This is a genomic window from Longimicrobium sp. (genome assembly GCF_036280135.1).
Lineage (GTDB): Bacteria > Gemmatimonadota > Gemmatimonadetes > Longimicrobiales > Longimicrobiaceae > Longimicrobium.
Genome location: NZ_DASURI010000647.1, coordinates 1 through 11,375, shown reverse-complemented (window position 1 = coordinate 11,375; position 11,375 = coordinate 1). Strand labels below are relative to the sequence as shown.

Genomic DNA, 11,375 nt, shown 5'->3' with positions numbered 1-11,375 from the left:
GGACCGCGGCATCGGGGATGATGATCCGTCCCCCGTTTGTCTTCCTGAGGGGCCCTCGCCGAACCTGATCGCGCAGGATCCGTGCGGCCCCGAAGGACCTTCTCGCCCGTGCTCGACCGCCGCATCGGGGATGATGATCCGTCCCCCGTTTGTCTTCCTGAGGGGTCCGCGCCGAACCTGATCGCGCAGGATCCGTGCGGCCCCGAAGGATCTTCTCGCCCGTGCTCGACCGCCGCGTCGTGCAGGAAAGGCGGCGCGGCTGAGTCCTCGTCGTCAGGGCGGGCGCCGAGGGCGGGAGAGAAGATCCTTCGGTCGGCGCCATGGGACTGTGCACGGGCGAGATCGCGCGGCGCCTCCCTGAATAGAAAGCCAGGGCTGAGATTGTGCGTGGAGGCGTGCCCCGCGCGAACGCCCCCTCCGGGCTCGCGGAGCTCGCCCACCTCCCCCAAAACCCCTGGGGGAGGTTGAACTACTGCTTTCGTCCCGCAGGGTGCGCGCAACGCCGAATGACTCAGGAAATCAATTCTCCACCAGAGCGAGCCCCCGCCTTGCCGGGCGGCGAGCGGGGCGCGTAGTGTGAACGCCCGCCATCCACATCCATCCCCGCCCACACGGACGATGATCGAACGCGCGCTGGACGACGACGGCATCCTGACCCTGCGCCTGGCGCACGGAAAGGCGAGCGCCCTGGACGTGGAGCTCCTGGAGGCGCTCGTACCCGCGTTCCAAGACCTGGGCGGCGCCCGCGCCGTCATCCTCACGGGCACGGGGAGCATCTTTTCCGCGGGCGTGGACCTGTTCCGCATCCTGGACGGCGGCCAGGCGTACGCGGACCGCTTTTACCCGCTGCTGTCGGACGTCGTCCGGGCGCTGTTCGCGCTGCCCGTGCCCGTCGTGGCGGCCGTGAACGGGCACGCCATCGCCGGGGGCGGCGTGATGACGCTGGCGGCGGACTACAAGGTGATGGCCGAGGGCAGCGGACGCGTGGGCGTGCCGGAGCTGCTCGTAGGCGTGCCCTTTCCCGCCGCCGCGCTGGAGGTGGTGCGCTTCGCCGTCTCGCCGGACCGCGTCCAGGCGTTGATCTACACGGGGCGCACGCTCCCGCCCGCCGAGGCGCACGCCTTCGGCCTCGTGGACGAGGTCGTGCCGGCGGACGCGCTCCTGAGGCGGGCAAAGGAAGTCGCCTCGCAGCTGGCCTCGCTCTCGCCCGACGTGTTCCGCATGAGCAAGCAGCACGTCCGTGCCCAGGCGCTGGCGCGGATGGACGGCGCGGCGGAATACGACCGCGCGGCCCTGGCGCTGTGGAGCGCGCCGGAGACGCACGCCCGCATCCGCGACTACGTGCAGCGCACCATGCGCCGCTGATCCGCATCCGTTTCGCCGCCGCGGGACCGGCATCCGCGGCGGCACCGGTCCCCTGCTCCACCCGTCCCCTCGTCCCCCACCGCCGCACCCATGATCCGCCGGCTCCCCGCATCCGCCTGCCTGCTCCCCGCGCTGCTGGCCACGGGCCTGGCTGCCCAGGACGACCGCCCCCGCTGCCCCAACGGCGAGTCGCGGGCGGACGGCATCAACATCTCCGTCGCGCTTCACGCGCACCCCACGCGCGTGGCCGCCACGCTGGATTCGCTGCTGGTGAAGGACGGGTACGAGGTGCGCGGCTCGCCCAACGCCACGGGCAATTGGTCCATCGCGCCGCGGTTCACGTACCTGGACGAGACCCGGGGCGAGGAGTGGACGCAGGCTCCGCATCCCGGCGTGCTGCTGATGGTGGCGACGGCGGCGCGGGCGGATTCCACGGACGTGGAGATCGGCGCGCGCGTTCTCTGCAACCCGCCGTCCGGCAAGGCGGAGGACGCGATGTCGCCCGTGGGCCTGCTGACGGCCATGCACCTGGCCGCCGGGCTCACCATGGCCATGGACACGCTCGCGGCGCGGGGGGTGGACCTGCACGCGCCCGTGCGGCGCAGCCGGGTTTCCATCCAGATCCCCGATTCCGTGGGCGAGTTCGCGTTCGCGGGGCGCGAGGACTACGAGGACCCGCGGCTGGGCAGCAGCGTGCGCTACGCCCGCGAGTCGGACGGCCTGTTCTTCGACGTGTACGTCTACCCCGGTCCGCCGGCGGACGAGCGCTGCCCCCAGGCATGCGCGGAGGACTGGGTGCGCGAGGAGGCGCAGGGGTTCATCGACAGCGGCCCGGAGCTCATCCGGCGCGGCCACTTTCGCCGCATGAACGTCAAGCGCAACGAGCCCATCCCCGTCACGGACGGCGCCGGCTACCGCGCGGGGCGCGAGATCGTGATGGAGGTGGAGCGCGAGGACGCGCCGGGAACGCCCATGGAGTCGCGCTACATCCTGTTCTCGTATCCCGGCTTCCTGGTGAAGGTGCGCGGCACGTATCCGCCGTCCGACAAGGCGGAGGGCACCGTGCGCGCCTTTGTGTCGGAGATGCTGGTGAAGCTCACGGGCGGCTGATCCACCTGTTGACGACGACGATGACCGACACCGAATCCGCCAACGTGCAGACGGCGCGGCGCTACCTGGAGGCGATCTCCCGCGGCGCGCCGTGGGACGAGATGGCCGCGTTCTTCACGGAAGACGTGGTGCAGGAGGAGTTTCCCAATCGGCTGGTGCCCGGCGGCGCCCGCCGCACGCTGTGCGAGTTGGAAGAGGCGAACGCGCGCGGCCGCGCGGTGATCACGGCGCAGCGGTACGACGTGCGCAACGCGGTGGCCAGCGGCGACCACGTGGCGCTGGAGGTGCTGTGGACGGGGACGCTGGCCGTGCCCTTCGGCTCCCTCCCCGCCGGCGGCGACATGGTGGCGCACTTTGGCGTGTTCCTGGAGTTTCGCGACGGGCGCATTGCCACCCAGCGCAACTACGACTGCTTCGAGCCGTTCTAGCGCCGTTCGGTAATCCGTCGTGTTCATCGCGCACCTGCCGGCCGGCATCGCGCGCGTGACGCATCGACAGAAGGACGACTTGGCACTTGGCACTTGGCACTTGGCACTTGGCACTTGGCACTTGGCACCTGGCACTCGGAACTTGGTACTTTTCCGAGACAACCCGTCCGCACTCAGCACGAGATCGCCCGATGTCCGACCAAGCCCTTCGCGCACAGCTCGCGGCCGCGCTGGACTGGCAGGCCGCGCACGCCACCTTTGACGCGGCCGTGGAGGGCATTCCGCCCGAGGCGCGCGGCCGCATTCCGGAGGGGCTGCCGTACTCGCCGTGGCGGCTGCTTGAGCACCTGCGCATCACCCAGTGGGACATCCTGGACTTTTGCCGCAACCCGGACTACCAGGAGATGAACTGGCCGGACGACTACTGGCCCTCGACGGACGCGCCGCCCTCCGCCACGGCCTGGGACGAGAGCGTGGCCGCCTTTCGCGCGGACCGCGAGGCCCTCAAGGCGCTGTCGATGGACGAGTCCATCGACCTGTTCGCCCGCATCCCGCACGGCGACGGGCAAACGTACCTGCGCGAGCTGCTGCTGGTGACGGACCACACGGCGTACCACGTGGGCGAGCTGATCGCCGTGCGGCGGCTGCTGGGCGTGTGGCCGTCGGCGTGAGGGCCGTGGATCGGCGATTGCGCAGACGGGCGGACGGCGGCCCCGGGCACCCGGCGCGGGGCGAACGGCGATGAACGGGAGGATGGGATGGCGGACCAGAGCGGGGTGACGGACAACGCGGACGAGGGCCGGTACGAGCTGGCCGTGGACGGGCAGATGGCCATGCTGGCGTACCACCGGCGCGGCGATACGATCTTCCTGACGCACACGGAGGTGCCGGAGGCGATGGAGGGCCAGGGCATCGGCAGCCGCATCGTGAAGCACGCGCTGGACGCGGCCCGCGCCGCGGGGGACAAGGTGGCGCCCTGGTGCCCGTTCGTCCGCGCCTACATCGACCGGCACCCCGAGTACGAGGAGATCGTCACGCAGGAGGAGTAGCCGCGCGCCGATCCGCGAATACCGCGAAACTTCAACTGCATTCTCACGCAGAGCCGCGGAGGACGCAGAGTACTTCATCGCGCGACGAAGTTCTTCTGCGCCTCCGCTGCTCTGCGTCAGCCTTCTGGTCCGATAACCCCGGCTCAACCGAAAGCGAGCTCAGCGCCCGCTTACGGCCCCAAAGACGATCGCGTGCGCGAACTCAGGGAACGGGGGCACCTGCTGAATCCAGAGGATTGCTCGTGCCGGAGCACTTTGCGAGCTTCACGCGTTTCTTCCTCTTTTCCCGCTTCACTTGTCGCAACGCACGCCAGCACGAACACGTATCCCCATCGTCGTCTCAAAGTTCATGAACGCCCTTACCCAGCGCGCCGCCAGAGCCGCAAAATCAGATTGGACTCCTCCCGCAATCCCGGACGCGGATTTGCGCTTCAACATGGGCGAAAGCGTTCTCGTCCAGTTCGTTGCCGCCCACGATCCTCCCGGCGTACTTCGTGAGCTCGTCCAGAACGAGTACGACGCTGGCGGTCGTCAGCTAGAGGTTACTTTCGGTCCGACTTCCCTCCGCGTGAAGGGAACAGGCGCGACAATCAACACAGCGGGTTGGAAGCGCCTGTCGCTCATGCTGGGTACGGGCCGGGTGCATGCTACAGGCGAGCGCGTGCAGGAGAAGGTAAACGGGATCGGCTCGAAGAACTTCGGCCTTCGATCGCTTTTCCTGTTTGGCGATCGGATCTATGTGCGTTCGGGCGGCAGGCAGATTTTCCTTGACCGGCTTCACGGAACTCCCCCTGTCCTGCCCGATCCGTCCAGCCGCGGACGACCAGGCGTGCTCATTGAGGTTCCCTATCGTACCGCGCGGGATGGCCTGCTACAGCCATTTGGCGCCGATGAAGAACGCGCCGCGATGGATGCGCTCGCGGCCGAGCTCGCCCCGACGCTATTGAAGCTGGCGCGGCCCGGAAAGCGGCGGAGCCTCGAAACCATTGTGGTCCGCTCCGAGAGGCTGGGCCGCAGGCTGGCTTGGAAGCAATCCGTCGAACCCCTGCGTAACCGCGTTCGCGGCATCCAAGTGCTCAAGAGAACAATTCGCCTGACAGATTCTGAACGAAAGCGCCCGCAGCGCTTCGAGGAGATCGAGTTCCAGCAGGGCTTTGACCGCGGCATACATCGGAACGAGAGCTTCCCCGAATATTTCGCGTGGCCGGGCGGCAAGGTGCTTGTCGGGGTGTCTGTGCGGCTGCGAAACGAGGAGCTGGATCACGCAGCGCGAGGCACGTTTTTCTACCCGCTTGGTGTGCCGCAAGGATTTACAGGAACTGCTGTAAGCGTGAATGCCCCGTTCCAGATGGACGGTGATCGGACGCGGCTGATGGACGGCAGTCCCTGGAACACGTGGCTGCTGAACCGCGCAATCGAACTAACAACCCTGCTGCTCCGATCCGACTGGCTACAGCGCTTCGGTGCATCGGCATTCCATGCACTCGCGGAAGTTAGCCCGGCAAGTCCCCGCACCTATCTGGAAGGCATCGCCAAGCACCTGAAAACCGAGGCGTGCTGGCCATCCCAAAAGCGCGAGAGCGACGGGAAGACGCCCGTCTTTGTCCGTGCCAGCCATCTCGTCATCCCGGACGCTGTTAGCCTGGACGGCTTCATTGTCGACGAGTCCAGGGATCTGGACCGTCGCCTCGCGAGCGACCTCGCGTTGCGCAAGACAGCAAAGGACAGTGGAGCAATGCCGTTCACCCTCAATTCACTCGTGCGGCTACGCTGCGCGGGAGAAACAGCGGCCGGCCTCCATACCAAAGTCGAGAAGCAGGCAAGTTTTTATTACACGAACTTTCCCGGCGCACTCGCCGATGCAGCACGGCAAACCCAGTTCGCGCGCGCGCTGGACGCCCACGCCAAGCGGCTTTCCCCCGACAACTGGAAGGACCTGAAATCCACCCCGACCACGCTCACCGGCGCGAATACACTTGCCCCAGCAACCTCGCTTTGGGCGGTGCCTCAAGAATTCTACGAGCTCGCGGAAATCCCCGCGTCGGACCGGCTGCACCCGGAGCTAGTGCCTGCCCAAGTCGTTGGCGGCTTGGCCAAGCCCTTCAAGATCAATCATTGGGCTCACGAAGTGGGGGCGCGGGTCCGCGCGGGTACGGCAAACGCCACAGAGCGCGAGGCGCTATACAGGCTGCTGATCGGCCGGGGCGAGGAGCTCTCACGGAGTGTGCGCGCATTCCTGCGGGACACCCCGGTGCTCCGCGACCACGCGGGGACTTGGATGCGCCCCGCCGATCTTATTCCAAGGACGAGCGCCGGAGCGGACGTGCTGGCCCCCGTGCTCCACTTTCCACACGCGGACTTCAGCCGAAGGAAGATCCTCGCTCACGCTTTTCGCTTTCGTAAGCGAGTGGAGGCGGCAGACGTCATCGCATTCGCCTCCACAGTGGCCACAGAGCCCTCACGCGCACCTGCGTGTGAAAACCTGATCCGCAGCTGGTATCGCAAGCTGCCGCCCCAAGTCTTACGACAGTTGCGCACGATCGCGTGGTGCCGCACTTCAGCAGGCACCATCCTGGCTCCCACGGGCACATACCTGGACGCGCCGCACAACCGGGCGTGTCTCGGCCCGGACGCGCAATACGTCGCCGCCGAGCTGCCGGACCGCATGCTTGCGGCTCTGGGTTGCCGAAGTGAGCCGCAGTGGGGTGACATGGTTGCTTACCTGGGTCGCCTGCGCACTTCGTCCACGCACCTGGACTCCCCGGGAGTCGTCTATCCCGCGCTGGTTGATGCGCTCCGCGCGGAACGCCTGCGGCCAGAGTCGCTCGCGGAGCAACCCGTCATCTGGACGGGCCGCGAGTGGGCTACACCCGCCGAGACGCTCGTGGGTTCCACCCAGACCCGTATTTTCTCGAGCGTGGTCCCGCTTTTTCGCCATGCCGTACCGGCGGTGGTCCAGGCTGTATCCGCACTGGGCGCAAGCCGCACGGCGTCCGCACGGCACTGGCAAGCAATTCTGCACCACGTGGCGCGCACCTATCCCACGGCTGGAGCCGTGGTCCACCGGACAGACCGCGATGCCCTGCGGGCCGCATACGCGCATCTGACAGGTCGGCTGAACACCCTTCCCCCGGACGCCCGCGTGTTCATGGATCGCGACGGACGACTCCACACCGCGAACGACGTGGCCGCACACAGGTACGTGATCGATGACGATCCAGGGATGGCCGCAGCGCTCGCCACAGAAGAGACGCCAATCGCGTTCGCGGCGGCCGAGCCAGCAACCCTCCCGTTCCTGTACGATCAAGGTGTGGCATCGCTGCGGAATGCACGCTCGCTCATCCGCTACCGCGCGGGTGCAGAACATACCCCGCACGAATGGCTCGACAGCGAGGGAACCTTGAACCGGATGCAAGACCCGGTGTTCGCATCCGCGCTGTCCGCGTACTTCTCTGCGCGCTCGCGCCGTCGTGGCGGACGGGGAGAAGATCAGGCGCGTGCCCTGGGGCAGCGGCTAGAACTGCTCGTTGGTCTGAAAACCGTCCGCGAGCTCTACGCTGAGTACGGGATCGCGGGTCACACGATTCAGGTTCCCTGCCGTGTGGGAATCGAGGCCGATCATGTGCTCATTGCGGGCGCCCGTCGAAAACAGGAGTTCATGGACCTGATTGCTCGCGCGCTCGCAGATTTCCTGGCGGCGGAGCACGAGGACACCTTCGAGATTGCCGATCCCATCTACCGGTTGCTCGCCTGCGCAGACGCGCAGGAAATGAGGCAATATCTCAACGACCGTGGTGTACCCTGGAACCCACCGATGCTGGGCGGCGATATCGAGTCATCCCCCGACGAAGCGGACGAGGAGGACGAGGAACAAGGACCGACCTTCCCCGAGCCACCGGATTCTTCACCAGACGTACCGTTGCAACAGGTAATTGGAGATATCCTGACACGGACGCTGGGAGAGCATCGGGGTCGTACCCCGGCACAGGACTCACCCGCTCAGCCTTTGTCTGCAACTACTCCGGCCCCGCCCCCCAGAGCGCATCCGCCGCTGGCGCTGGTGGAGCCCATTCTTTCTCAATTCACACCAGGGTGGCGGCCTGCACCTACCGAAACGCGAGTTCCACGATCACGTGGCGGAGGTGGATGGTCCGTCCCCTTGCAGAGCGATGTAGAGCGAGATCGAGCACTTGGTCGTCGCGGGGAGGAGATCGTACTCGAGATGGAACGGGCGCGGGTACGCGCTGCCGGGCAGAATCCAGATAATGTCATCTGGGCCAGCGAGTCCGATGAAGGGGCGGACCACGATATTCGATCAGTGGACGACGATGGATCACCCCTTTGGCTGGAAGTGAAGGCGACCAGCGGGGCAGGTGGAAGATTCCAGTGGAGCCGGTCCGAGTTCGAGCTTGCTCTCCGCGAACGCTCCCGGTACGTCCTGTATCGGGTGTACCGGGCGGACAGTGCCCATCCAATCGTCAGGCCTTTCCGGGATCCAATCGGCATGATGATGGAGGAGTCGATCCGCCTCGACATCGCGAGCCTGTACGCGGAGGTGGAGCCCCTGTGATACTACTCGCGTATTCCTGGTAGCGGAGCCTGACGAGACATCGTCGCCGGCTTCGCCTCGTACCGGCCCACCTCGGCAACGCCGTTGATGGTGCTGTTCGTGCGCGCGTAAAACACGCCGGGACGGCCGAACGCGATGGGGAACGCGGGCACGGTATCGAACTCCGCCTTGCCCGTCGCGAGGGAAACGCGGACGATCTGCGCCTGGGCGCCTCGTGGCCATTCCTGGGCCGGAAGTATCCAGGCGTAGCCGTCCGGGTCGACCACCAGCGACGAAACTCTCATCAGCGCCGAGGGCTCGAGGTAGCCAGCCCGTCCCTTGCTCGCCATGCCGCTCATCCGCGCGATCTCTTCCTTGTCGACCTTGGGTAGCTCGACGTCCGGAAGCTCGAACGTCACCGTGTCGAGGCCGGGACCATCGAGCTCGGCGCGGACCAGCCATCCCCCGCTCCCGTCCGTCGCCACGACGCAGTCACGGGACCACCCCCACACGGGCTCCGCCTGCTCGGGTCCGGTAAAGGGCACACCCTGGCGACCGGTGGGCAGCGGCTTGAGCTGGAGCGAAATCACCGAGTCCGGCCGGCCGGACGTGTGGCGCAGGATGCTCCAGCGCCACCGATCCGACGGCTCCCGTAGAATGGAGAGGTGATAGCCGCCCCACGACGAAAGCAGCGCTCCATCCACCCGGGCAACGATGGGAGAGCCGTCATTCAGATCGATACGCTTCACGGCGCGGTTGTACTCGCGGCCGATGAAACGCCCGTCCAACGAGAACCGATGGACCGCAATTCCATCGAACACCGTCAGCGTATCGCCGGCCATCGCGAGCCACTGCCACTGCGGACCCAGGAGTCCCATGGACGTGAACGAGGTCATCTCGCCGGGCCCCCCGCCCCGCCGCCCAAAGGTCCGAACGGGCGCGAGCGCCTCCGTCAGCACCGTAATTTGGCTCTCCGGAGCATCGTACACGAAAACGAGGCTATCGTACACCGCCACGCCGCCGACCTCGTGGAACCAGTCATTCTCTCTCCTTCCGATCACAGTCGTCTGCTGGTACGCGCCCGCCGTGGCCCAGCGCGAACCCTTCGCGCGGCTCTCGCACGAAGCGGGTTGTGTACTCGCATGCTGTCGCGGCGCGCGATTGCACGCGCTGAGCAGGAGCGTGAACACACAGAAGCCGAGTGGCCAAGTGAACACGGGCCGTCGCATCAGGAACGTCGGAAGAGGGAGGAACGAGAAAGGAGCAATTGTCGGATGGGTGCCGCAGAAGAGAATCTACGCATCGCACGGAAAAGGGGTACTCCGCGTCCTCCGCGGCTCTGCGTGAGAATGCCGTTGCCGTTCCCTGGCTTGACGCTGGGGGAGCCGTCCGGCACTTTGCGCGCTCCTCGAATCCACCCGGAGCACGCAAGGCAACCATGTCCGACCGCCTGGCAGAATTCCGCGCCTTTCGCGAGCGCATGAACACGCGCATCCTCGAGGCCGGCAACCTGGAGATCAAGCGCTTCTTTGCCCTGGACACGCGCTGCTACGAGGCCGGCGCGCTGGACGTGAAGACCAAGGAGCTGCTGGGGCTCGTGGCCAGCCTGGTGCTGCGCTGCGACGACTGCGTCACGTACCACGTCATCCGCTGCAAGGAAGAGGGCGTCACCGACGCCGAGTTCTTCGAGACCTTCAACGTGGGCCTCATCGTGGGCGGCTCCATCGTCATCCCGCACCTGCGGCGGGCGGTGGACATGCTGGACCGCCTGAACGCCGGCGAGGCGCCCGAATCCACCGGCCACGCAGAGCACTGACATGACCGCCATCCCGCACAAGGACCTGGAGCGCTGGCGCGCCGAGTTCCCCATCCTGCTCACGCGCACCTACCTCAACTCCTGCTCGCTGGGCGCCCTGAGCCGCCGCTCCATGGGCTACCTGGGCGAGTACCAGGCGCTGTGGAACACCATGGGCGCCAGCGCGTGGTACGAGCTGTGGATGGGCCGCGTGGCCCAGTTGCGGCGCGAGGTGGCGTCCATGTGGAACGCGAAGGAGAACGAGGTCGCCCTCGCGCCCAGCGTCTCCGGCGCCCTGTCGTCCATCGCGTCTTCCGTGGATTACAGCAGGCGCAACAAGGTCGTCGTGGCCGACCTGGACTTTCCCACGCTGGTGTACCAGTGGCTGGCGCGGCCGGACGTGGAGGTGGTGCGCGTGCCGTCGGACGACGGCGTGGGCGTGCCGCCGGAGCGCTGGGCCGAGTACGTGGACGAGCGCACGGCCATCGTGGCCACGAGCCACGTGTTCTACGGCACGGGCTACGTCCAGGACCTGAGCGGCGCGGCCAGGGCGGCGCGCGACAACGGGGCGCTGTTCATCGTGGACGGCTACCAGTCCGCGGGGCAGATCCGCGTGGATCCGCGCTCCGTGGACGCGGACGTGTACGTGGCGGGGCCGCTCAAGTGGCTGCTGGGCGGGCCGGGGCTGGCGTTTTTGTGGGTGCGCGAGGAGATCATCGCCGACCTCAAGCCCACCATCGCGTCGTGGTTCGGCGCGCGCGACCAGTTCACCTTTCGCGTGGACGCGCTGGACTTTCGCGAGGACGCGGGCCGGTTCAGCATGGGCACGCCGGCGGTGCCCACCATCTACACGGCGCTGGGCGGGCTGGAGATCTTTGCCGAGGCGGGCCAGGACCGGGTGTACGAGCGCATCCGCGCCCTCACGGAGGACCTGGTGAGCCTGGCGGACGAGGCGGGCTTCGAGCTCAAGATCTCGCGCGAGGCCGATCACCGCAGCGGCATCATCCTCATCCGCCACGACGACGCGCCGGGCGCGGTGCACGCGCTGGCCAACCAGAACATCATCGTGGACCACCGGG

The 11,375-nt window shown here is 67.1% G+C and carries 9 protein-coding genes; 8 read left to right on the top strand and 1 reads right to left on the bottom strand.

Annotated features, from left to right (window positions below):
- Nucleotides 1–618: 618 nt before the first annotated feature.
- The 6 genes from VFZ20_RS21045 (at nucleotide 619) to VFZ20_RS21020 (ending at nucleotide 8,522) form a co-directional block, all read left to right on the top strand.
- Entirely contained in the window at nucleotides 619–1,365 is a 747-nt protein-coding gene (locus VFZ20_RS21045) for an enoyl-CoA hydratase/isomerase family protein (protein WP_329685912.1), read from the top strand.
- A gap of 90 nt (nucleotides 1,366–1,455) precedes the next feature.
- Nucleotides 1,456–2,475: a hypothetical protein gene (locus VFZ20_RS21040; protein ID WP_329685911.1), complete on the top strand. Its 1,020-nt coding sequence runs from the start codon at nucleotides 1,456–1,458 to the stop codon at nucleotides 2,473–2,475.
- Nucleotides 2,476–2,495: 20 nt separating this feature from the next.
- Nucleotides 2,496–2,903, top strand: coding sequence for a nuclear transport factor 2 family protein (locus VFZ20_RS21035; protein WP_329685910.1), 408 nt, complete (start codon nucleotides 2,496–2,498; stop codon nucleotides 2,901–2,903).
- 191 nt (nucleotides 2,904–3,094) lie between these two features.
- Nucleotides 3,095–3,574 carry a DinB family protein gene (locus VFZ20_RS21030; RefSeq protein WP_329685909.1) on the top strand — a complete coding sequence of 160 codons (480 nt, stop codon included), beginning with the start codon at nucleotides 3,095–3,097 and terminating at the stop codon, nucleotides 3,572–3,574.
- An 87-nt stretch (nucleotides 3,575–3,661) separates the two neighbouring features.
- Nucleotides 3,662–3,952 carry a GNAT family N-acetyltransferase gene (locus VFZ20_RS21025; RefSeq protein ID WP_329685908.1) on the top strand — a complete coding sequence of 97 codons (291 nt, stop codon included), beginning with the start codon at nucleotides 3,662–3,664 and terminating at the stop codon, nucleotides 3,950–3,952.
- Between the two features lie 349 nt (nucleotides 3,953–4,301).
- Nucleotides 4,302–8,522, top strand: coding sequence for a DUF3883 domain-containing protein (locus VFZ20_RS21020; RefSeq protein ID WP_329685907.1), 4,221 nt, complete (start codon nucleotides 4,302–4,304; stop codon nucleotides 8,520–8,522).
- A 2-nt stretch (nucleotides 8,523–8,524) separates the two neighbouring features.
- Here VFZ20_RS21020 and VFZ20_RS21015 read toward each other — a convergent pair whose 3' ends face one another.
- The gene (locus VFZ20_RS21015) at nucleotides 8,525–9,691 is read right to left on the bottom strand and encodes a hypothetical protein (protein ID WP_329685906.1); all 1,167 of its coding nucleotides are present in this window, start codon (nucleotides 9,689–9,691) and stop codon (nucleotides 8,525–8,527) included.
- A 248-nt stretch (nucleotides 9,692–9,939) separates the two neighbouring features.
- Here VFZ20_RS21015 and VFZ20_RS21010 point away from each other — a divergent pair, with 248 nt between their 5' ends.
- Both VFZ20_RS21010 and VFZ20_RS21005 read left to right on the top strand, forming a co-directional pair.
- On the top strand, nucleotides 9,940–10,317 hold the full coding sequence (locus tag VFZ20_RS21010) for a carboxymuconolactone decarboxylase family protein (protein ID WP_329685905.1): 378 nt from the start codon (nucleotides 9,940–9,942) through the stop codon (nucleotides 10,315–10,317).
- Nucleotide 10,318: 1 nt separating this feature from the next.
- The coding region (locus tag VFZ20_RS21005) for an aminotransferase class V-fold PLP-dependent enzyme (protein WP_329685904.1) at nucleotides 10,319–11,375 on the top strand (1,057 nt) is incomplete at its 3' end.